Annotated in this window: 16 protein-coding genes; 9 read left to right on the top strand and 7 right to left on the bottom strand. The window is 68.1% G+C overall.

The window, feature by feature from the left end; all coding sequences use genetic code 11:
- Positions 1 to 103 precede the first annotated feature (103 nt).
- From ASC87_RS07695 to ASC87_RS07670, 6 genes are all read left to right on the top strand, one after another.
- Entirely contained in the window at positions 104 to 1198 is a 1095-nt protein-coding gene (locus tag ASC87_RS07695) for an ABC transporter substrate-binding protein (RefSeq protein WP_056659175.1), read from the top strand.
- A gap of 1 nt (position 1199) precedes the next feature.
- Positions 1200 to 4367, top strand: a complete 3168-nt coding sequence (locus tag ASC87_RS07690) for a response regulator (protein ID WP_056659172.1) — start codon at positions 1200 to 1202, stop codon at positions 4365 to 4367.
- Positions 4368 to 4715: 348 nt separating this feature from the next.
- Complete coding sequence (locus tag ASC87_RS07685; protein WP_235582096.1) at positions 4716 to 5843, top strand: ABC transporter substrate-binding protein; 1128 nt, start codon at positions 4716 to 4718, stop codon at positions 5841 to 5843.
- Positions 5844 to 6410: 567 nt separating this feature from the next.
- Positions 6411 to 7295 (top strand): basic amino acid ABC transporter substrate-binding protein, encoded by an 885-nt coding sequence (locus ASC87_RS07680; RefSeq protein WP_056659169.1) that lies wholly within the window; start codon positions 6411 to 6413, stop codon positions 7293 to 7295.
- 19 nt (positions 7296 to 7314) lie between these two features.
- Positions 7315 to 8067, top strand: coding sequence for an amino acid ABC transporter permease (locus tag ASC87_RS07675; RefSeq protein WP_056659167.1), 753 nt, complete (start codon positions 7315 to 7317; stop codon positions 8065 to 8067).
- 229 nt (positions 8068 to 8296) lie between these two features.
- The gene (locus ASC87_RS07670; RefSeq protein WP_056659165.1) at positions 8297 to 9253 is read left to right on the top strand and encodes a porin; all 957 of its coding nucleotides are present in this window, start codon (positions 8297 to 8299) and stop codon (positions 9251 to 9253) included.
- Positions 9254 to 9293: 40 nt separating this feature from the next.
- On the opposite strand, the gene ASC87_RS07665 is transcribed toward ASC87_RS07670, so the two are convergent.
- The 3 genes from ASC87_RS07665 to ASC87_RS07655 form a co-directional block, all read right to left on the bottom strand.
- Positions 9294 to 10142, bottom strand: a complete 849-nt coding sequence (locus ASC87_RS07665; protein ID WP_082568464.1) for a DMT family transporter — start codon at positions 10140 to 10142, stop codon at positions 9294 to 9296.
- A 62-nt stretch (positions 10143 to 10204) separates the two neighbouring features.
- Positions 10205 to 10738, bottom strand: coding sequence for a methylated-DNA--[protein]-cysteine S-methyltransferase (locus tag ASC87_RS07660; RefSeq protein ID WP_056659159.1), 534 nt, complete (start codon positions 10736 to 10738; stop codon positions 10205 to 10207).
- Positions 10735 to 12222, bottom strand: coding sequence for a DNA-3-methyladenine glycosylase 2 family protein (locus ASC87_RS07655; RefSeq protein ID WP_056659155.1), 1488 nt, complete (start codon positions 12220 to 12222; stop codon positions 10735 to 10737). Before ASC87_RS07655 ends, ASC87_RS07660 begins: the two co-directional genes overlap by 4 nt.
- 119 nt (positions 12223 to 12341) lie before the next feature.
- On the opposite strand from ASC87_RS07655, the gene ASC87_RS07650 reads away from it, so the two are divergent.
- From ASC87_RS07650 to ASC87_RS07640, 3 genes are read left to right on the top strand one after another with little or no spacing between them, the layout of a single operon-like run.
- The gene (locus ASC87_RS07650) at positions 12342 to 13733 is read left to right on the top strand and encodes a phosphomannomutase/phosphoglucomutase (protein WP_056659152.1); all 1392 of its coding nucleotides are present in this window, start codon (positions 12342 to 12344) and stop codon (positions 13731 to 13733) included.
- A 56-nt stretch (positions 13734 to 13789) separates the two neighbouring features.
- Complete coding sequence (gene waaC, locus ASC87_RS07645) at positions 13790 to 14710, top strand: lipopolysaccharide heptosyltransferase I (protein WP_235582095.1); 921 nt, start codon at positions 13790 to 13792, stop codon at positions 14708 to 14710.
- Positions 14677 to 15996 carry a 3-deoxy-D-manno-octulosonic acid transferase gene (locus ASC87_RS07640; RefSeq protein ID WP_369820741.1) on the top strand — a complete coding sequence of 440 codons (1320 nt, stop codon included), beginning with the start codon at positions 14677 to 14679 and terminating at the stop codon, positions 15994 to 15996. The genes waaC and ASC87_RS07640 overlap by 34 nt, the downstream gene beginning before the upstream one ends.
- On the opposite strand, the gene ASC87_RS07635 is transcribed toward ASC87_RS07640, so the two are convergent.
- Genes ASC87_RS07635 through ASC87_RS07620 form a run of 4 tightly spaced genes read right to left on the bottom strand, consistent with a single transcriptional unit; the run spans position 15993 to position 21563 of the window.
- Positions 15993 to 17333 (bottom strand): TolC family outer membrane protein, encoded by a 1341-nt coding sequence (locus ASC87_RS07635; protein ID WP_056659146.1) that lies wholly within the window; start codon positions 17331 to 17333, stop codon positions 15993 to 15995. The two genes, ASC87_RS07640 and ASC87_RS07635, sit on opposite strands and share 4 nt — an antisense overlap.
- 23 nt (positions 17334 to 17356) lie before the next feature.
- Entirely contained in the window at positions 17357 to 17695 is a 339-nt protein-coding gene (locus ASC87_RS07630) for a rhodanese-like domain-containing protein (protein WP_056659142.1), read from the bottom strand.
- 7 nt (positions 17696 to 17702) lie between these two features.
- Complete coding sequence (locus tag ASC87_RS07625) at positions 17703 to 18356, bottom strand: protein-L-isoaspartate O-methyltransferase (RefSeq protein WP_056659138.1); 654 nt, start codon at positions 18354 to 18356, stop codon at positions 17703 to 17705.
- Between the two features lie 45 nt (positions 18357 to 18401).
- Positions 18402 to 21563, bottom strand: coding sequence for an efflux RND transporter permease subunit (locus ASC87_RS07620; RefSeq protein WP_056659135.1), 3162 nt, complete (start codon positions 21561 to 21563; stop codon positions 18402 to 18404).
- Between the last annotated feature and the right edge of the window lie 8 nt (positions 21564 to 21571).

Genomic DNA, 21571 nt, shown 5'->3' with positions numbered 1-21571 from the left:
GTGCACCTGGGGCGCCCGTTCCGTCCGTGGCATGGCGCGCGCCCGGATGCTGCCAATCCATGACTCGACGGCCACTCCTGCGTCAAGCTGCGAAGACTGTGCGATGGATCGTCGAACTGCCTTGTCTGCTGGTGCCGGCCTGCTGTGCGCGGCCCGACAGGCGCTGTCGATGCCGTCCACACCGCCGCATGTCGTCTTCCTGAATCCCGGCGAACCGGTCGAGCGCGGCAAGGGCCCACAGTGGCGCATGACCGCACGCTTCATGGCCGACGCGGCCCGTACCTTCGGCATGCAGCTCGAGGTGCTGTTCGCCGAGCGCGACCACCTGCTGATGCTGCGCCAGGCGGAGAGCGTGGCGCAGCGCCGCAATCCACCGGACTACGTCGTCATCGTCAACGAGAAGCTGGCCGCGCCACAGATGCTCGAGATGTTCACGGACACGCCGGTGAAAGTCCTGCTGATCCACAACGACCTGACGCCGGAACAGCGGCGCCTGGTCGGCAACGAGCGCGAGGGGTTCCGGCAATGGATCGGCACCGCGACGACCGACGAGGTGCGCACCGAGTACCGCCTGATGGAGGAACTCTGCCGCCAGCTCGGCGACCACGAGCCGAGGGTGATCGGCATCACCGGCGACCGCGGCACCCCGGTTTCGATGGAGCGTGCGCAGGGCGTCAGCAACTTCCTCGCCCATACCGGGCGGGGCGAGATCCTTCAACTGGCGTTCGGCGACTGGAGCGAGGCCGACGCCGAGGTCAAGGCCAGCGTGCTGCTGTCCCGTTACCCGCAGGCCAACATCCTCTGGGCGGCGAACGACTCGATGGCGCTCGGGGCGATGCGCGCCGTGAAGGCGCGCGGTGCACGGGTGCTGGTCGGCGGCACGGGGGCCTGGCCGGATGCGCTGACGAGCATGGCCGAGGCGGGGCTGGCGGCCAGCGTCGGGAGCCATTTCTTCATCGGCGCCTGGGCCATGGTGCTGCTGCACGACTACCACCACGGCGTGGACTTCGCCAGGCAGGGCGGGCCGGCGCAAAAGCTGGACTACATGTACGTCGTCAACCGCGACAACGCGAGGCAGTACGACCAGGCCGTCTACAAGCGGGATGAGGCGCTCGACTTCAGCGTCTATTCGAAGGTGCGGCATCCGAAGGCCGGAGGCTACGACTTCAAGCTGGCGCCGCTCGTGCGCAAGAGGTGACATGCAGTTGCCGATCCGCCTGCTTCCCACGTCGGCCCGCTTGCACACCAAGCTGGTGTTGGCACTGGCGATCCTGGTCGCCCTGGTGGCAGCCGGCTCGGCCTACTTGCTGATCGAGCGCGAGCGCGAACGCCGGTTCATGGAACTGGACGGCCGGGCCGCGCGCATCGCCGACCTGTTCGGGGGCTCGCTGGCCTACCCACTCTGGAATGTCGATCGCGCGGCGATCGACAGCCAGCTGGCCGCGTTGGCACCCAACCCGGAAGTTGCGCAGTTCACCGTGACGGCGGTCGCCTATGGCACGGTGTCCGAGGTGACCCGTTTGCAAGGGGCGGAGCTGGTCAATCCGATCGTGCGGGTGCAGCCGATCGAGTACACGCCGCCGGGCGCACTCAAGCCGCAGGTGATCGGGGAAGTCCGTGTCGTGCTGACCCGCGTCGTGGCTGAACAGGCCCTCGCCATGACCCGCCGCGGCATCCTGGCGCAGGCGGCCGCGATCGTGGCCGTGTTGTATGCGGCCACCTTCCTGCTGCTCAAGCGCATGGTGAGCGCGCCCATCCAGCGCATCGAGGCGATGGTCGACCGGATGGCCGAAGGCGACCTGGATGCCCGCTGCGAGGTTGAGTCCGGCGATGAACTGGGTCGGCTGGCCGCGCGCGCCAACGCGATGGCGGACCGGTTGGGAGAGTCTGCCGGCCGGTTGCGCGACAGCGAGGCGAAGTACCGGGGCATCTTCGAGAACTCGCTGGAGGGCATCTTCCGGCTGGATCGATCGGGTCGCCTGCACGAGGCCAATCCTGCGCTGGCCCGGTTGATGGGGCACGCCACGCCGGTGGCCTTGATGGCCGCGGTGAATGGCGAAGATCGGGACGGGGAAGCATCCGGCCGCTGGCGCATGTTCACGCCCGCGCAGATCGAAGCGCAGTTCTCTGCCTTGGCCCGAGACGGCGAGATCGCGGGCATGGAACTGCAACTGATCCGGGCCGATGGCCGTCCGATCTGGGTCGAGATCAACGCACGGCCCCAGTGCGACGCCCAGCCGAGGGGGGGCGAGCCGGTCGGGTTCGACGGGCTGATCACCGACATCACGTTGCGCAAGCAAGCGCTGGAAGACTTGCACCGCCATCGCGACCACCTGGAGGAGTCGGTGCGGGAGCGCACCGCGCAGCTGGGCGAAGCAATGAAACGGGCCGAGGTCGCGAACCAGGCGAAGAGCGAGTTCCTCGCCAACATGAGCCACGAGATCCGCACGCCCATGAACGCGATCCTCGGCATGTCGCAACTGGTGCTGCAGACCGGCCTGGACCCGCAGCAGCACAACTATGTCCAGAAGGTGTACCGATCGGCCGAATCGCTGCTGGGCATCATCAACGACATCCTCGACTTCTCCAAGATCGAAGCCGGCAAGCTCGACATGGAGGTCATCCCGTTCGACCTCGGCGGCGTGATGGACGACCTCGCGAACCTGGTCGGCATGAACGCCGATGAGAAGGGGCTGGAGCTGCTGTTCGCGGCGCCGCCACAGGTGCCGATGGCAATCGTGGGCGATCCCTCGCGCTTGCGCCAGGTGCTGCTGAACCTGGGCAACAACGCCGTCAAGTTCACCGAACGGGGCGAGGTTGCCGTGGGGGTCGACGTGGTCGAGCACAACGCGGTGTCGGTGTTGCTGAGGTTCAGCGTGCGTGACACCGGCATCGGCATGAGCGCCGAGCAGCAGCAACGGCTGTTGCTGCCGTTTTCGCAGGCGGACGCCTCGACCAGCCGCCGCTTCGGCGGCACCGGGCTCGGCCTGGCGATCAGCCGGCAGCTGGTGCGCCTGATGGGCGGTGAGCTGGCGGTCGAGAGCACCCTCGGGCAGGGCAGCCTCTTTCATTTCAGCGTGCGCTTTGGCCTGCCGGCGGGGCCTGGCGCGCGCGCGCCGGGCCATGAAGGGATGAGAGGCATCCGCACGCTGGTCGTGGACGACAATGCCTCCGCCCGCGAGTTGCTCGCCCGCATGGCGGCCACGCTCGGACTGGATGCCGAGACGGCCACCGATGGCCCGGATGCACTGCGCCAGGTGGCGCTTGCCGATGCGGGCGACAAGCCGTACGGCCTGGTGCTGCTCGACTGGAGGATGCCCGGCATGGACGGGGTGGCGTGCGCGCGCACGCTGAGCCAGCGCGCGGATCAACGCCATCCGACACCGACGGTGCTGATGTTGACCAGCTTCCGGCGCGACGAAGCGCTCAGGCACCTCGCCGAGCAGCAGGTCACCATCGGCGCAATGCTGACCAAGCCCATCACACCCTCGGCACTGTTCGACGCCTGCAGCACCGCGCTGGGCCTGGTGCGCCACCCCACGCGCACCGAGCAACGCCAAGAGGCCATGCTCGGCCACCAGGCCAGTCTGAGCGGCGCGCGCATCCTGTTGGTGGAGGACAACGCCGTCAACCGGGAGCTTGCGCTCGACGTCCTGAGCCGCGCCGGCATCGGCGTCAGCGTCGCCTGCGATGGACAGGAGGCGCTCGACATGCTGGGCCTGCAGCATTTCGACGGTGTCCTGATGGACTGCCAGATGCCGGTCATGGACGGCTATGCCGCGACCCGGGCCCTGCGGCAGCAGCCCCGGTTGCGAGACCTCCCGGTCATCGCCATGACCGCCAACGCGATGGTCGGCGACCGTGAGAAGGTGCTTGCCGCCGGCATGAACGACCACATCGCCAAGCCGATCCGGTTCGAAGACATGTTCGCCACGCTGGCCCGCTGGGTTCATCCTCCGGCGGCGCCGCCCGAATCGGCCGGTGTCGTGAACGACGGCGCCGGTGCCGATCCGCTCGCCGGGTTGCCCGGCATCGACATTCGCGCCGGACTGGTTAGGGCGATGGGCGACGATGCGCTGTATCGCCGGTTGCTGCGCATGTTTCGCGACGCTCAAGGCGACTTCCCGGCGCGCTTCAGTGCGGCGCGTGAGGCGGGCGATGCGGCCGAGGCCACGCGCCTGGCGCACGATCTCAAGAGCGTGGCCGCGACGCTCGGCGTGTCTGCGGTGCACCAGGAGGCCATGGCGCTGGAGCAGGCGTGCCGGCTTGGCGGGCAGAACATCGATGCACTGGGGCAGCGCGTGGCCCAACTGCTCGGCCCCGTGCTCGAGGGGCTGCAGGCGCTCGGGAGCGGGCGCACGACTTGACCATTGGCTGTGTGCATTCCGGGGCGCGAGCCCTCTGGCATCGGGCGTTGCGGCTGTCCTTGCGCGAGGTCAAGACATTTGCCTGTGCTACGTGGGCAACCGTGATGGAATACACGAATTCGCGAAATGCGGTGCGTTCATCATGAAACCGTCACGAATACCGGGTGACGCCATCTTGGACACCTCCCATAAGATCGGCTCGTCCACGCCTTGATGCCCCGACTCCCGCGATTCATCCAGGGAGTCCTGCGCCGAGGCGAGGGCTTTAGTTCAGAAAACTGTGCGGCCCGCCAACGAGGGATCCGAGGCGCATCCATGCCGTGCACCCACCGAGAAAAAACTATGCGCATGTTCTGGGCATCTTGTGCCCTCATCGGCTCCCTGAGCCTCAGCCTGCAGCCTTGCTTTGCCAATCCGCAGTCCAACGAGCCCATCGTGATAGGCCAATCGGCCCCGTTCAGTGGCCCGTCCGCGCAGCTCGGCAATGATTTCAACCTGGGCGCGCGCACCTATTTCCAGATGGTCAACGAGAACGGCGGCGTGAACGGCCGCAAGATCGAGTTGCGCGTCAAGGACGATGCCTACGATCCCAACCGGACCGTGCAGAACACCAGCGAATTCCTGGAGAAGGACAACGTGGTCGCGCTGTTCGGCTACGTGGGCACCTCCACCACGCTGGCGGCATTGCCCGTTGTCACTGCCGCCCACGTGCCGTTCTTTGCGCCGGTCACCGGTGCCGAGGCGCTGCGCCAGCCGTTCAACCGCAACGTGTTCAACATCAGGGCGAGCTATCTCGAAGAGGCGGAATACATCATCGACCAGTTGTCGATCACCGGCATCAAGAACCTGGGCGTCCTCTACCAGAACGATGCCTATGGCAAGGCCGGGCTCGAGGCCATGAACAAGGCGAAAGCCAAGCGTGGCCTGGAGATCACGGTCACGGCGACGGTCGAGCGGCACAGCACCGACGTGGCGGCTGCAGCCAAGTCGCTGGCCGCGGCGCGTCCCGGGGCCATCGTGCTGATCAGTTCCTACGGCTCCAGCGCCGCGCTGGTCAAGGAATTGAAGAAGGACGGCTACACCGGCCAGTTCGTCAGCGTGTCCTTCGTTGGCGGCAAGGCACTGGCTGACGAGTTGGGCAGCGCGGGCACTGGCGTGATGATCTCCGAAGTGGTGCCCTTTCCCTGGGGCGAGGCCACCCCCCTCCAGCGCGAGTTTGCCGCCGCCATGCGCAAGGCCGGTGTGCCGCGGTTCGGTTTCGGCGTGATGGAAGGCTTCCTGGCCGCGAAGACGCTGACCGAGGGGATTCGCCGCGCAGGGCGGGATGTCACGCGCGCCTCGTTGATCACGGCCCTGGAAACCATGGGCAGCTGGGATGCAGGCGGCTTCCGGGTGTCCTTCACCCCGGGCAACCACAACGGCTCGAAGGCCGTCGAGATGACCATGATCGGTGCCGGCGGGCGCTTCGTGCACTGAACGGCCGAGTCATCCCGTCGGGCGCCCAGTGCCGTCCGGGGAAAACTGTTGCGCCGACCGGTTGAACTCCCCGGGACTGCATCGAGAGAAGCGCTGGCGCAACGGTGCCACGAGTCATCCCTCTTTTGTCGTCCCGGCGCAGGCCGGGATCTCCAGCGGTGGACGGGAACGCTGCTGTTGAGCGAGAAGGTGGAGATCCCGGCCTGCGCCGGGAGGACGGGGTTGTGTGGGGAAACGCATTGGCGTTTGCGCAGAGTGGGGCCCTGTTGCTGATTCAGTTGGCGCTGGCCAAGCACACCGGCGCTGGCTCCGAGCCCGGGCTGAGGCCGTGCGGCCGGCGCGGCCCTGCGCGGGGCAGCCGGGTTTTCGGTGAGAATGCGTCCCCGGGTAAACCCAGGAGCGGCCGCGCACGGTCTGCGCCATGCTCTCGCCCGGGATCGGCCCGGCCCGAGCGTTCAACGAGATCCTGATCTGCCGTTCCGCCGGGCCGAAGGCCCGTGGGCACACAAACTGCTATTCCTGTCCCCGGCCCCGCAGGGGCCCGAAAAGACACCACCCGAGGATCCCATGACCCAACCCAGCACCCGTCGATTTCTCAAGTTCTCCGGCCTGATCCTGGCCGGCTTCATCCTGTCCGCTTGCGGCAAGAAGGCCGATGCACCGGCACCGGTTCCAGCGTCCGCGCCCGATGCCGCCTCGGCGGCTGCCGCGCCGCCGCCGCCGCCGGCCAAGGTGTACGTGGTGGGCACCGATGCGGCCTACGCCCCGTTCGAATCGCAGAACGAGAAGGGTGACATCGTCGGCTTCGACATCGACGTGGTCACGGCGGTGGCCCAGAAGGCGGGTGTCGAGGTCAAGTTCATCAACACGCCGTGGGAAGGCATCTTCAACACGCTGACCCAGGGCGATCGCGACCTGGTGGTCTCCGCGGTGACCATCACCGACGAGCGCAAGCAGACGATGGACTTCAGCACGCCGTACTTCGATGCGTACCAGCTGATCGCCGTGAAGGCCAACTCGAAGGTCACGAAGTTCGCCGACCTGAAGAAGCTCAAGGTGGGCGTGCAGAACGGCACCACGGGCGACGAAGTGGTCACGAAGCTGCAAGGCAAGACCAGCACGAACGTCAAGCGCTTCGAATCCACGCCGATCGCGCTGAAGGAACTCGAGGCCGGTGGCGTCGAGGCGGTGGTGGCCGACAACGGCGTGATCGTCAACTACGTGGCCAACAACGCCGGCAGCCAGTTCAAGATCGTCAGCGACAAGAGCTTCACGCCCGAGCAGTACGGCATCGCCTTCAAGAAGGGCAACACCGAACTGCAGGAGAAGTTCAACAAGGGCCTGGCCGACATCAAGGCCGACGGCACCTATGCCACGATCTACAAGAAGTACTTCGGCGAAGCCCCTGCGGCCGCCGCCGCTTCGGCACCGGCCTCGGCCGCGTCGCAATAACCAGGCGCCGGCAAACTGAATGGACTTGCGCTGGGAGATCCTGGCCGGCTACGGGCCGTTGTTCGTGGCCGGCCTCTGGACCACGGTCCAGTTGACGGTGGTGTCCATCGTGAGCGGCATGGTGCTGGGGGTGTTGCTCGGGCTGGTCAGCAGCTCGCGTGACGCACCCAGGCCGGCGTCGCTGCCACTGGCCTGGGGGCTCAAGGCCCTGCGGGGCGTCACCACCGGCTACGTCACCTTCTTTCGCGGCACGCCGCTGTTCGTGCAGATCCTGCTCGTGCACTTCGCGTTGATGCCGATGCTGATCCACGCGGACCATGGCCTGTTGTATTCGGGTGAGGGCGCGCGTGAATTCCGACAGTCCTATGGTGCGTTCTTCTCAGGCGCGCTCGCGCTGTCGCTGAACGCCGGGGCCTACATCTCGGAGATCTTCCGCGCGGGCATCCAGAGCATCCACACGGGCCAGACCCAGGCCGGCTACAGCCTCGGGCTCACCCACGGCCAGACCATGCGCCACATCGTGCTGCCCCAGGCGTTCCGGCGCATGCTGCCCGCGCTGGTGAACGAAGGCGTGACGCTGATCAAGGAATCGTCGCTCGTCTCGGCCATCGGCCTGGCTGAACTCGCGCTGGCTGCACGCACCGTGGCAGGGGCGTACTCGCGGTACTGGGAGCCGTACCTGCTGATCTCGGTGATGTACCTCGCCCTCACGATGCTGCTCAGCCTGCTCGCCAAGCGCCTCGAAGCACCGGCCCACACACGTGGCCGTTGATGACGAGGGTTGCCTGCACGCAACGTCAGCCCCTACAAAGCGCACGCTCGCACTGATCTGGCGTTAACCTTTCCGTTCTTGCCCCACCAAGAAGCTTCGTGGCCTTCTCACTGAAGGCCGTGACCTCACTCGCCCGATGCACGCCCAAAAGGCAGTTGTCGCATCGGCACATACCTTGCAGTAAAGCAGAGTTCGCAACCCTCAAACCTTGAAGACAAGGAAAACCAACATGAAGCGTACTTTCCTCCTCGCCAGCCTCGCTCTCGCCACCACCGGCACCGCGTTCGCCCAAAGCAGCGTGACCGTCTGGGGCCGCTTGAACGTTTCCGCTGAGTCCAACAAGATCGGCGACGCCAGCCGCGAGAAGAGCCTCGAGAACAACGCGTCGCGTCTCGGTTTCCGCGGCGTCGAAGACCTCGGTGGTGGACTGAAGGCAGGCTTCGCGCTCGAACACGGCTTCGACCCGACGTCCGGCACCGCCTCCGGCAACTTCTGGGGTCGTGGCAGCGAGGTCTTCCTGAGCAGCAATGCCGGCACCATCCGCATCGGCAACTTCACGAGCGAGGCGTACTACGCCACGGCCGACTACGTGAGCCTGCACAACCACGACACGGGCACCACGGCTGACCGCCTGTACGCGTACCTCCCGAACGACACGAACAAGGTTGCGTACCGCACGCCGACCTTCGGTGGTTTCGTCGCCGAAGCGGCCGTGAGCGAGTCGCAGGCCAACTTCCTGGGCATTTTCAAGAAGGGCTATGACGTCGCCGCCAACTACACGGTCGGCAACCTGGCCCTCGGCGCCGGCTACCAGAAGCTCGGCGACGCCAAGCAACTGGCCCTCCGTGGCCTCTACACGCTCGGCGACTTCACGTTCGGTGGCTACTACCAGCGCGACGAAGACGGCTTCGGCACCGGCCTCGGCACGCGGAACACGTTCCGTGCGTCCGGCATGTACGCCCTGGGCGCCAACGAGTTCCACCTGAACTACGGCCGCTCCGGCGACTACGACAACTTCGACAACACGGCCGCTTCGCAGTGGACCGCTGGCTACGGCTACAACCTGAGCAAACGCACCCGCGTGTACGCGCTGTACTCGAAACTGTCGACCGATACCAACCCAGTGCAGCAGCCTTACGGCCCGGACCGTACCACCATCGCCCTCGGCCTGCGCCACAACTTCTGATCGTCGGGGGCTTCGCCCCCTTCGCCAGATGTCCGAGAGATCAGCGGCCGGTCGTCAGACCGGCCGTTTTTCCTTGTGGCCAGCGCAGCGCACCCGTGGTCAGGGCGGTGCCGAGCAGGATGGTGGCGCAGCCAAGCACCATGTCGAGGCTCACCGGTTCCTTCAGGAACAGGAAGCCCCACAACGCAGCGAACAGCGGAATCATGAACGTGACCGAGATGGCACGAGCCGGGCCGATCTGCCCGATGAGCCGGAAGAACATCACATAGGCCACACCGGTGCACAGCACCGCCAGCAGCAGCCCTGCGCCCCACGCGTGGGGCGATGGTGGTACGGCAGGCCACCACACGATGGCCGGCCCGAGCAACACCAGGGCCGCAGCCACCTGGCTGCCTGCGGCCGACGCCACGGGCGGCACGTCGGCCAGGTACCGTTTGGTGAAACTCGCGGCAAACCCATAGCCGAGCGTGGCGCCCAGGCACGCGAGCATGGGGCTCACCGCGTGCCAGTCCAGGCCGGCAGCGAGCGCGGGCCCCGACCGGCTCCACACCAGCCACAGCACCCCGGCGAAGCCGACGCCCAGGCCCACGGCACGGGCCGCCGTCATGCGGTCCTTGAGCCACAGCCAGGCGATCATGGCACCCATCAGCGGCGTGCTCGCGTTGAACACCGACAGCAGCGCGGCAGGCATCGACAACGCGGCAAAGCTGAAGCACAGGAACGGGATCGCCGAATTGGCGAGGCCCACCACCAGCAGCGCCCGCCAATGGCGCAGCGCCACGGCGCCCTCGCGCCGCAGCAGCATCAGCGGCAGCAAGAGCACCAGCGCGCCGGTGACACGCACGGCGGCCAGGGCGATGGGGCCGAACTCGCTCGCCCCCGCGCGCATGAACAGGAACGAGGCGCCCCAGATGGCGGCGAGGGCGAGCAGTTCGGCGAATTGGACGGGGTTCAGAGCAGGCTTTCCTGTTGGGGGTGGAGTACACCTTCGAGCCGAAGCAGGGCCTGCTTGCGGTCGAGTCCGCCAGCATAGCCGGTGAGGGTGCCGTCACGGCCGATGACCCGGTGGCAAGGGACGATGATGCCCACCGGATTGCGGCCCACGGCCATGCCCACGGCGCGCACGCCCTGTGGCGAGCCCACGGCGACGGCGATGTCACCGTAGGTGCAGGTACGCCCGGGTTCGATGCGCAACAGGGCGGCCCACACCGCCTTCTGGAAGGGCGTGCCATGCAGGTCGAGTGGCAGGTCGAACACCCGGCGGCGGCCACCGAAATAGTCGTCGAGCTGGGTCGCGGCTTCCTGGATCAACGGGTCGCCGGGCCGCTCGGGGGCGTCGAAGGCGGTGGGGAACCATTTCTGTGCGTCGAACCACATGCCGGCGATGCCGGATGCGGTGCGAGCCCACAGCAGCGGGCCGAACGGCGACGGCAGCATCGCCTGGGCGGTGCAGCGGCCGTGGAGGGAGCGGGTGGTCTCGGTCATGGGGTAGGCACGGGCACGGGGGGCGGGGTCAGGCTGTTCCAGAGACGCAACACGGCGTACGCACGCCATGGTTGCCAGCGTTCGGCGAGGCGCTCGGCCTCGCGTGGGGATGTGGTGCCGTACAGCACCTTCATCGCGTTGAGCACCGCGATGTCCTTCGGCGGGAAGGCGTCGGGCCAGCCGGTGGCCCGCATGGCGATGTAGTGGGCCGTCCATGGGCCGATGCCGGGCAGGGCGCACAGGTCCTCGATCAGGCGCTCCGGGGGGCCTTCGCCGCGCAGCGGCCCGGAGAGCGCGGGCCAGACGGTGGCCAGGGCCTGGATGGCACCGGCCCGGGCGCGGATGATGCCCAGTTCGGCGATGCGGTCGAGGGGCGCTGCCGCGAGCGTGGCAGGACCGGGGAACCACCGGTCGACCTCCGGCCACGGGCTGGCCGCCGGTTCGCCGAAACGGTCGACGAGCCGCCGCGCCAGCGTGCGGGCCGCGGCGACGGTGACCTGCTGGCCCAGCACGGCCCGCACGGCCATCTCGAACGCATCGACACTGCCCGGCAGCCGCAGGCCGGGCGCGCCGGGCAGGTCGGCCAGGGCCCCGTCGATGGTGGCGGGATCGGCGTCGAGGTCGAGCCAGCGGCGCACCGTGGCGACCACCCGGCTGCTGGCCGGGGCCAGCGCCGGTGCGAACCGCAGCCGGACGAGGTTGCGGTTGGCGAGGAATTCGGCCTCGAGCCACCCGGCGGTGTCGGCCAGCACACCGGCGCGCACGCTGCGCCGCACGCTCGATCCGGCCACGTGCTCGACCCCTGGCACGGCCCGGGCGCCGAGGAATCGGAGCAAGGCCACATGGTCGTACGGCGCGCGCAGGCCGAGGTGCACGACCACGGCGCCGTCGGCCGGCGTGTCCCCGGTGGTGTCGCGCCGCAGTGCGGTGGGGCTCATGCGGTAGCTGTCGGCGAATGCCGCGTTGAAGCGGCGCACGCTCAGGAAGCCGCTCGCATGGGCCACCTCGGTCACCGCCAGGCGGGTGTCGGTCAGCAGTTGCTTGGCCAGCAGCAGCCGGCGCGTCTGCAGGTACTGCAACGGCGTGACGCCATGCTCGGCGTGGAAGATGCGGCGCAGGTGGCGGTCGCTCACGCCCAGGCGTTCGGCCAGGGCGGCAATGGACGGCACTCCACCGCTGCCGGTGTGGCCGTCGAGCCAGCGGGCTGCCTGGACGGCCAGGGTGCGCGAGGCATCCATCGTGGTCCAGGCGAGGCCGGGCCCCGGCGCGATCTCGGGCCGGCACTTCATGCAGGGCCGGAACGCCTGGGCCTCCGCCTGGGCCGGAGACCCGAAGAACCGGCAGTTTTCGCGCCTCGGTGTGCGCACCCTGCAAACGGGGCGGCAATAGATGCCGGTCGACGTGACGCCCACGAACAATCGCCCGTCGAAGCGTGCATCGCGGGCCTTGATCACTTCGTAGGCGGCATCGTCGTCGAGGTTCATGGGTGCATTATCGGCACGGCGATTGCATCGAACTCGCCGTTTCCGGACACGTCCCGATGCCCGAAAAAAAGCGCTTTGCCTCCCTACAATCCCGCAACCTTCACGGAGAACACCCCAGCATGCAAGTCACCGCGTCCAACTTCAAAGCCTACGACATCCGCGGCATCGTGGGCAAGACGATCGACGAAGCGTTTGCCGAGCACCTCGGCCGCGCATTCGGCAGCGCCGCCATCACGGCAGGCGAGAAGGCGGTGGCGGTGGGACGTGACGGCCGGCTGTCGGGCCCGTCCCTCGTGGCAGCACTCGTGCGCGGCCTGGCCTCCACCGGCCTCGACGTGGTGGACATCGGCGCCGTGACCACCCCGATGCTCTACTACGTGGCCGCCACCCGCGGCCAGCACGGCTGCAACAGCGGCATCCAGGTCACGGGCAGCCACAACCCCAAGGACTACAACGGCTTCAAGATGGTGCTGGCCGGCCGTGCCATCTATGGCGACGAAATCCAGGCGCTGCGCCAGCGCATCGAGCAGGAAGACTACCTGCAGGGCACCGGCCGGTCGGCCGGGATGGACATCGTGTCCGAGTACAGCCACCGCATCACGAGCGACTGCCGTCTCGCGCGCCGCATGAAGATCGTGGTCGACTCCGGCAACGGCATTCCCGGCGCGTCGGCGCCCGGCATCCTGCGCGCGCTGGGTTGCGACGTGACCGAGCTGTACTCCGAGGTGGACGGCGACTTCCCGAACCACCACCCCGACCCCAGCAAGCCCGAGAACCTCGCCGACCTGATCCGTGCCGTGAAAGAGGGCGACGCCGAGATCGGCCTCGCGTTCGACGGCGACGGCGACCGCCTGGGCGTGGTCACGAAGGACGGCAACATCATCTACCCGGACCGCCAGCTGATGCTGTTCGCCACCGACGTGCTCAAGCGCAACAAGGGCGCCACCATCATCTACGACGTCAAGTGCACGCAGCGCCTGGCCCCGGTGATCCGCGAGGCCGGTGGCAAGCCGCTGATGTGGAACACCGGCCACTCGCTCGTGAAGGCCAAGCTGAAGGAAACGAAGGCACCGCTCGCCGGCGAGATGAGCGGCCACATCTTCTTCAGCGAACGCTGGTACGGGTTCGACGACGCCACGTACACGGCAGCCCGGCTGCTCGAGATCCTGTCGCGCTCGGACAACCCGAGCGAGGTGCTCGACGCGTTGCCGTCCAGCTACAACACGCCCGAGCTGAACGTGGCGTGTGCCGAAGGCGAACCCCGCCAGGTCGTGCAGAAGTTGCTCGACACGGCGGAGTTTCCGGGGGCGAACGAGATCATCACGATCGACGGCCTGCGGGCAGAGTACGATGATGGTTTCGGGCTGATCCGGTCGTCGAACACGACGCCGGTGCTGGTGATGCGCTTCGAAGGCCACACCGCGGAAGCCCTCCACCGCATCGAGGGGCAGTTCATGGACGCGTTGCGCAAGGTCAAACCCGACGCCCAGGTGGCCGCTGCGGCCCACTGAGCCCTGTGCGCGTCCTCCTCGTCAAACTCTCATCGCTGGGGGACGTCGTTCACGCGATGCCCGTCGTGCACGACATCCAGGCGGCCCACCCCGGTGCGGTCGTCGACTGGGTGGTCGAGCCGGGTTTCGCGCCGCTCGTGCGGCGTGTCAAGGGCATCGGCGAGGTGTTCGAATGCGCGCAGCGCCGCTGGCGCAAGGCGTGGTGGACGCGTGCGGTGCGCACCGAATGGCGTGCGTTCAAGGCGTCGCTGCAGGCGCACCACTACGACGCGGTGATCGACCTGCAAGGCCTCACCAAGTCGGCCGTCGTGGCCCGCCTTGCCCGCGGCATGCGCTACGGCCTGGCGAATCGCACCGATGGCTCCAGCTATGAAGCCCCGGCCCGCTGGCTGGCCGATGTGGCCGTTCCGGTCACCCGGCACATCCACGCGCTGGACCGCTCGCGCGTGCTGGCCGCCAAGGCCCTCGGCTACACGGTGCAGGGGCCACCGGTGTTCGGCCTGCAATCGAACGGCGCCCGCTGCGCGGTGCCCACGCTGGTGTTCGTGCACGGCACGTCGCGCGACGACAAGCTGTGGCCCGAAGCCAATTGGGTGCAGTTCGGGCGCCGGTGTGTGTCGTCCGGCTTCTCGATCGTGCTGCCCCATGCCGGGGACGCCGAACGGGAACGGGCCGAACGCCTGGCCCGCGAGATCGGCCCGCAGGCGAGCGTGTGGCCCGCCATGTCGCTCGATGATCTGGTCGACCGCATGGGCGGCACGCAAGGCGTGATCGGTGTGGACAGCGGCCTGAGCCACATCGCCGTGGCCCTCGACCTGCCCCACGTCCAGCTCTACAACTTTCCCACCGCGTGGCGCACGGGTCCGCAGGTGTCCCACGGGCACCGCCACCAAGCCTCGCTCGAACGCGATCCCACGCCCGAGGTCGACCTCGTGTGGGCCGCGTGGCAAGTCGTGCGGCGGGCCGGCCGTTCATGAGCGGCTGGCAGGCGGGTGCCGCGCGCGGCGCGTATTCGGCGTTGTTGCGCCTCATCGCTCCGGCCTACCTGGGCAAGCTGTTGTGGCGCGGGCGTGTCGAACCCGCCTATCGCCACGCCTTGCGCGAGCGGTTCGGGTTCTATGGCCCGGCGCCGGTTGTACCCGGGGCATTGTGGTTGCACGCGGTGTCGCTCGGCGAAACGCGGGCGGCGCAGGCGCTGGCCGATGCGCTGCGGGTGCAGTATCCCGGGGTGCGGCTGCTGCTCACCAACGGCACCGCCACCGGCTTCGAGGCCGGCAAGGCCCTGCTGCGTGACGGTGACCAGCACACCTGGCTGCCGTTCGATACCCCCGGGGCCTGCCGCCGCTTTCTCGCGCATTTCCGGCCGGCCGCCGGTGTGCTGATGGAAACCGAGATCTGGCCGAACGTGCTCCACGCGGCCCGGAAGGCGGGTGTTCCCATGGTTCTGGCGAACGCCCGGCTCAGCGAGAAGAGTGCGCGCCGGGGCCAGCGTTTCAGCGCGCTGCTGGGTCCGGCCGTCCGCTCGTTGCACGTGGCGCTGGCGCAAACCCATGCCGACGCCGCCCGGTTGCGCCAGGCCGGTGTCCCTGATGTGGACGTCTGCGGCAACCTGAAGTTCGACATGCTCATCGACCCCGACCTGCTGCAGCGCGGCCAGGTGTGGCGAGCGCAGCTCGGCCGGCCGGTGATGCTGGGCACGTCCACGCGCGAGGGCGAGGAACCCGGCTTGCTGCAGGCGTGGCAGGCGCTGCCGGCCCGCCGGCGCGGGTTGCTGCTGATCGTGCCGCGGCACCCGCAGCGGTTCGACGAGGTGGCCGCCATGGTGAAGGCTGCGGGGTTGCGCCTGGCACGGCGTTCGTCGTGGACAACCATCCCCACCGACGAGGCACTGGCCGCCGACGTGTGGCTCGGCGACTCGATGCGCGAGATGCCGATGTACTACGGCCTGGCCGACGTGGCCTTGCTGGGAGGCAGTTTCGCGCCCCTCGGCGGGCAGAACCTGATCGAGGCGGCCGCGTGCGGGTGCCCCGTGGTGATGGGGCCGCACACGTTCAACTTCGCCGAGGCGGCGGAGCTGTCGCTTGCCGCCGGGGCGGCGTTGCGCGTGGCCGGCATCGACGAGGGCGTGGCCCGTGCGGCCGACCTGCTCGTGGCGGGCCAACGCGACACGTTCGCGGCCAATGCGCTCGCGTTCGCGGCGGCCCACCAGGGTGCCGCCCGGCGCATGGCCGGGCGCATCGTGCCGCTGCTGAAACCGGCTTAAGGGGCCAGCAGCTGGTTCGCGGCGCTGATGTCCGCCGGCTGCAGCTGACCGGCCGCCTGGCGCAGGCGCAGGCTGTTGACGATCACGTCGTACCGGGCCTTCGCCAGGTCGCGCTGCGTGGAGTACAGCTGGGTCTGCGCATTGAGCACGTCGAGGTTCACGCGCACGCCCACCTTGTAGCCCAGCTGCGTGGCTTCCAGCGCGAGCTGGCTCGACGATTCCGCGGCTTCGAGTGCCTTCACCTGCGCCTGGCCTGATTGCACGCCGAAGAATGCCGTGCGGGTGGCCTGCGCCACGGTGCGGCGCGCCGCATCCAGGTTGTTGCGCGACTGCTCTTCCAGTGCGAGGGTTTCCTTCACGCGGTTCTGCACGGAGAATCCCGCGAACAGCGGCACCCTCAGCGTGATGCCGATGCTCGACTGGGTGGTGGAGCCGTTGTAGTTCACGGTGCTGGGCCCGATGGCGGTGGGCGTCACCGACGTCTGGTTGGTGCGGCCGCGGCCGTACGCGGCATCGAGGTCCACGGTGGGCAGGTGGCCGGCCTGGGCCTTCTCGGTCTCGAGCTTGGCGATGTCGTAGCCCAGCTGCGCCTTGCGGATCGACGGCGCGGTGTCGGTCTGGCTTACCCAGGCCTCCACGCTGTCGGGCGCCGGCGGGGGCAGGGCCACTGGCGTGGCCAGTGGCCGCGGTTCGACGCCCGTGCGGCCCACGAGCTGGTCGAGCGCCAGGCGCTTGATGCGCAGGTCGTTCTCGGCGGCGATCTCCTGGGCCGTGCTGAGGTCGAAGCGGGCCTGGGCTTCACGCGTGTCGGTGATGGTGGCGGTGCCCACCTCGAAGTTGCGCTTGGCCGACGCGAGCTGCTCGGCGATGGCCGACTTGCCGGCCCGGGCGCTGCCCAGCGTGTCCTGCGCGGCCAGCACGTCGAAGTAGGTCTGCGCCACGCGCACGATCAGTTCCTGCTCGGCGGTCTGCAGGTCCGTCGCCGACACGTCCGCCGATCGTTCGGCCTGTTCGATCGTCACGCTCGTGCTGCGGTTGAAGAGCGGCTGCCTGCCTGAGAGGGTGGCCGACGGGCCGCGCGCGTCCACGTCCTGCAGCGCGTTCTGCTCGGTGCGCTTGTAGTCCGCCGTCAACCCCACCGACGGCCGCAGGCCTGCGCGCGCCTGGGCCACGCGGTACTGGGCCGAATCGGCCAGCGCACGTGCCGCGAGGTACGTGGCGTCGTAGCCGCGGGCCACGTCGAACAGTTCGGCGAGGCTTTGGGCCTGCACCGGCGCCACGGCGGCGAAGGCCAGGGCGCAGGCCAGGCCCAAGCGGTTGGGAGAGAAGAAGGACATGGGGGTTCCTTGGGGGACAGAAATCAGTAGAGCGGGACCGAGGCATCCACCTCGCGCGACCAGGCGTCGATGCCACCTGCGATGTTGAACACCTGCCCGAAACCCTGGCGCTCGAGGAACGCCGCCACCTGCAGGCTGCGCATGCCGTGGTGGCACAGGCTCAGCACCGGCTGGGCCACGTCCAGCTCGGCCAGCCGGCCGGGCACCTCGTTCATCGGGATGCACACGGTGGGCGCGCCGTGGAGCGCGAGCGACGCGGCCTGCACTTCCCACGGCTCGCGCACGTCGAGCACGATGGGCCGGGCGCCGGCCTCGAACGAGGCGACGAGCGCGGGCAGGTCCTTGACGCTCACTTGTTGCATGGCGCGCTCAGAACGAAAAACGCGAGGGTTCGCCGAAGCCCGACAGGCGCGGGGCCACGGTGTCGAACACCTCGACGTGGCGGAAGTCCTGCTCGCCCACGCGGGTGACGATGGTGGCGCGCATGACCGGCTCCTGGCCCACGATGGCGATCAGGCGGCCGCCCACCTTCAGTTCGGTGAGCAGGGCCTTCGGCACGGCGGCGACCGAGCCGGACAGCACGATCACGTCGAACGGCCCGGGCGTGGGCAGGCCCTTCGAGGCGTCGGCCTCGAGCACGCTGACGTTCGTGATGTCCGCGCGGCGCAGGTTGTCGAGTGCGAGCTTCACGAGGGAGGGTTCGATGTCGACCGAAACGACCTCGCGGGCCTTGTGCGACAGCAGCGCGGCCATATAGCCGGAGCCGGCGCCGATCTCCAGCACCCGCTCGTGGCGGCGCACGTCGAGTTCCTGCAGGAAGCGGCCCTCGACCTTCGGGGCCAGCATGAACTGGCCGTGGCCGAGCGGCACCTCGGTGTCGAAGAACGCCATGCCGCGGTGTTCGGCGGGCACGAAGTCCTCGCGCTTGACCACGGCCAGCAGGGACAGCACACCCTGGTCCAGGACGTCCCAGGGCCGGATCTGCTGTTCGATCATGTTGAAACGGGCTTGTTCGATGCTCATGGCTTGGATCCTTGGGGCGAAAGCAGACGGGAAAAGGCACTCATTTTATTTGGCCGGCACCGCATCCGCCGGCGCGCGGGTGCCGCGGAACTTGCGTGAGGCCCAGGCGGCCAGGTCGTCGAGGTAGCAATAGATCACCGGCACCACCACCAGCGTGAGCAGCGACGACGTGATGACCCCGCCGATCACGGCCTGGCCCATCGGCGCGCGCTGTTCCGACCCCTCGGACATCGCGAACGCGAGCGGCACCATGCCGAAGATCATGGCGAGCGTGGTCATCAGGATCGGGCGCAGCCGAACCTTCGCGGCCATCAGCAGGGCCTGCTCGCGTGGCAGCGGGGCGTCTCCGTGTTCGCCTGTGCGCGCCCGGATGGCGAAGTCGACCAGCAGGATGGCGTTCTTGGTCACGAGGCCCATCAGCATCACGATGCCGATGACGCTGAACATGTTCAGCGTGGAACGGAACACGAGGAGCGTGAGCACCACCCCGATGAGCGTGAGCGGCAGTGAACTCATCAGGGCGAGGGGCTGCAGGAAGCTCTTGAACTGGCTCGCAAGGATCATGTAGATGAACACGATGGCCAGCGCGAGCGCCCCCACCGCGTACGAGAACGACTCGTTCATGTTTTTCGTGGAGCCACCGAAGCTGTAGCGGTAGCCGGGCGGCCAGGCCACGCTGTCGAGCACCTTGCGGACGTCCGCCGAAATGTCGCCCGCGCTGCGGCCGAACGCGTTGGCGTCCACGTTGATCTCGCGGTTCATGTCGCGCCGGTTGATCTGGTTCGGTCCGGTGGAGGCGCGCACGTCGGCCACCTGCGAGAGGCGCACGGCCCGCGGGGACCCATCGCTGGCGGCGGCCACGTTGATGGGCAGGCGCTGCAGGTCGTCGATGGACACGCGGCTGCCGGGTGTCAGGCGCACGTTGACGTCGTAGTTCTCGCCGTCCGGGGCGCGCCAGTTGCCGGCGGTGGTGCCGGCCACGAGCGTGCGAAGGCTGTTGGCCAGCGCGTTCACGTTGAGGCCCACGTCGGACGCCGCGTCGCGCCGCACGTCGATGGCGACCGTGGGCTTGTTCGGCTTCATCGTGGTGTCGAGGTCCGTCAGGCCGGGGATGGCCCGCAGCTTCGGCAGGATCTGGTTCGACAGGCGCTCGAGTTCCCCGAGGTCGCTGCCCTGGATGGAAAACTGCAGGCTCTTGCCGCCGCCGAGGTCCGTGGGGCCGATGTTGGTCACCGTGATGCCGGGAATGCCGGCCATGGCCTCGCGCAGCGGCACCGTCATGGCCGTCAGGTCGCGGGTGCGCTTGGCCCGGTCCACGAGGCGCACGTACACGGCGCCGTAGATCTTGCCCGCCGACTGGCCGCTGTTGATGGTGGTCACGGTGAAGTTCACCTCGGGCATCGCCCGCAGCGCGCCGTCGATCTGCTTCGCGCGGGTTTCGGTCAATTCGAGCGCGGACCCCACCGGCGTGTAGAAGTGGATCTGCGTCTCGGAGAAGTCCGCCTTCGGAATGAATTCGGCGCCCACCAGCGGGAGCAGGAAGAAGCTGCCCACGAAGGTGGCCAGCGCGATCATCAACGTGGAGAGCTTGTGCTTCAGTGACCAGCCGAGGATGTCCTGGTACAGGCTGGCGAGCCACTCGGTGAAGCGGTCGAACATGCCGGTGACGCGGCCGATGGTGCGGTCGTACAGGGTGACCGGCGGGCCGCGGTGAACGCCGTGGGCCTGCGGGTCGTGCCACACGCTCGAGAGCATCGGGTCGAGCGTGAAGCTGACGAACATGGAGATCAGCACCGCGGCCACGATGGTGACGCCGAACTCGTGGAAGAACTTGCCCACGATGCCGCCCATGAAACCGATGGGCAGGAACACCGCCACGATGGACATGGTGGTGGCCAGCACCGCGAGGCCGATCTCGTTGGTGCCGTCGATGGCCGCCTGGTGCGCGGTCTTGCCCATCTGAACGTGGCGCACGATGTTCTCGCGCACCACGATCGCGTCGTCGATCAGCAGGCCCACGCACAGGCTCAGCGCCATCATCGTGATGGTGTTGATGGTGAAGCCGAACGCGTACATGAACAGGAAGGTGCCGATCAGCGCGATGGGCAGCGTGAGACCCGTGATGACCGTGGATCGCCACGAGTTGAGGAACAGGAACACGATCAGCACGGTGAGGAGGGCACCTTCGATCAGCGTGCGTTTCACGTTGGCGACCGACACGCGGATGGCGCGCGAGTTGTCGCGGATCACCTCGGTCTTGATGCCGGGGGGCGTCACGTTCTTCGCGCCTTCGAGGGCCTTCATCAGGCCGTCCACCACCGCGATGGTGTTTTCGCCCTGCGACTTCTGCACCGTGAGCAACACCGTGCGCTGTCCGTTGTAGAGCGCGAGGCTTTCGATCTCCTGCGGGCCGTCCACCACCTCGGCCACCTGGGAGAGGCGGATCGGGTTGCCGCCCTTGCGGGCCACGACGATGTCCCGGAAGTCTTCGGGCCGCTTCATGCGGGCGTTGATCTGGACGGTCCGCTCCTCCTCGAGCGACTGGATCGCGCCCAGGGGCAGCTCCTGGTTCTCGCTGCGCACCGCGGCAAGAACCTGGTCTACGCTGACGCCCAGCGCTTCCATGGCCGGCGGACGCAGGTACAGGTTGATCTGGCGGGCGGTGCCGCCAACGATGGTGACCGCGCCCACGCCACGCACGTTCTCCAGTCGCTTTTGCAGCACCTGCGTGCCCCAGTTGGTGAGCTCCTGGCCCGTCTTCGTGCCATCGGTGGACAGCAGGGCAACGTTGAAGATCGGCACGCTCTGCGGGTCGAAGCGCGAGATGCGCGGTTCCTTGACCTCGTCGCGCAACAGCGGACGGATGAGGCTCACCTTCTCGCGCACGTCGTCGGCGGCCTTGCGTCCGTCCACGTCGAGGTTGAATTCGACGATGACGACCGAGGTGCCTTCGTACGAACGCGATGTCAGCGCGTTGATGCCGGCCACCGTGTTGACGGCCTCCTCGACCTTCTTCGTGACTTCGCTTTCGACGATCTCGGGCGAGGCGCCCGGATAGTCCATCACGACCACGACGGTGGGGAAATCGACGTTCGGGAACTGGTCGATGGACAGGCGCTGGTAGCTGAAGAGGCCCAGCACGACAAACGCGAGCATGACCATCGTGGCCATGACGGGGTTGCCAATGGAGACGCGGGTGAACCACATGTGGCGGC

The sequence above is a fragment of the Rhizobacter sp. Root1221 genome (genome assembly GCF_001425785.1).
GTDB lineage: Bacteria > Pseudomonadota > Gammaproteobacteria > Burkholderiales > Burkholderiaceae_C > Rhizobacter.
This window is presented reverse-complemented; position numbering and strand designations above follow the sequence as displayed.

What these genes read in the sequence shown, in the direction of transcription:
- ASC87_RS07695 (WP_056659175.1), top strand. Translation starts at nt 104, where the DNA reads ATGGATCGTCGAACTGCCTTGTCTGCTGGTGCCGGCCTGCTGTGCGCG.
- ASC87_RS07690 (WP_056659172.1), top strand. Translation starts at nt 1,200, where the DNA reads ATGCAGTTGCCGATCCGCCTGCTTCCCACGTCGGCCCGCTTGCACACC.
- ASC87_RS07685 (WP_235582096.1), top strand. Translation starts at nt 4,716, where the DNA reads ATGTTCTGGGCATCTTGTGCCCTCATCGGCTCCCTGAGCCTCAGCCTG.
- ASC87_RS07680 (WP_056659169.1), top strand. Translation starts at nt 6,411, where the DNA reads ATGACCCAACCCAGCACCCGTCGATTTCTCAAGTTCTCCGGCCTGATC.
- ASC87_RS07675 (WP_056659167.1), top strand. Translation starts at nt 7,315, where the DNA reads ATGGACTTGCGCTGGGAGATCCTGGCCGGCTACGGGCCGTTGTTCGTG.
- ASC87_RS07670 (WP_056659165.1), top strand. Translation starts at nt 8,297, where the DNA reads ATGAAGCGTACTTTCCTCCTCGCCAGCCTCGCTCTCGCCACCACCGGC.
- ASC87_RS07665 (WP_082568464.1), bottom strand. Translation starts at nt 10,142, where the DNA reads ATGCGCGCGGGGGCGAGCGAGTTCGGCCCCATCGCCCTGGCCGCCGTG.
- ASC87_RS07660 (WP_056659159.1), bottom strand. Translation starts at nt 10,738, where the DNA reads ATGACCGAGACCACCCGCTCCCTCCACGGCCGCTGCACCGCCCAGGCG.
- ASC87_RS07655 (WP_056659155.1), bottom strand. Translation starts at nt 12,222, where the DNA reads ATGAACCTCGACGACGATGCCGCCTACGAAGTGATCAAGGCCCGCGAT.
- ASC87_RS07650 (WP_056659152.1), top strand. Translation starts at nt 12,342, where the DNA reads ATGCAAGTCACCGCGTCCAACTTCAAAGCCTACGACATCCGCGGCATC.
- waaC (WP_235582095.1), top strand. Translation starts at nt 13,790, where the DNA reads ATGCCCGTCGTGCACGACATCCAGGCGGCCCACCCCGGTGCGGTCGTC.
- ASC87_RS07635 (WP_056659146.1), bottom strand. Translation starts at nt 17,333, where the DNA reads ATGTCCTTCTTCTCTCCCAACCGCTTGGGCCTGGCCTGCGCCCTGGCC.
- ASC87_RS07630 (WP_056659142.1), bottom strand. Translation starts at nt 17,695, where the DNA reads ATGCAACAAGTGAGCGTCAAGGACCTGCCCGCGCTCGTCGCCTCGTTC.
- ASC87_RS07625 (WP_056659138.1), bottom strand. Translation starts at nt 18,356, where the DNA reads ATGAGCATCGAACAAGCCCGTTTCAACATGATCGAACAGCAGATCCGG.
- ASC87_RS07620 (WP_056659135.1), bottom strand. Translation starts at nt 21,563, where the DNA reads ATGTGGTTCACCCGCGTCTCCATTGGCAACCCCGTCATGGCCACGATG.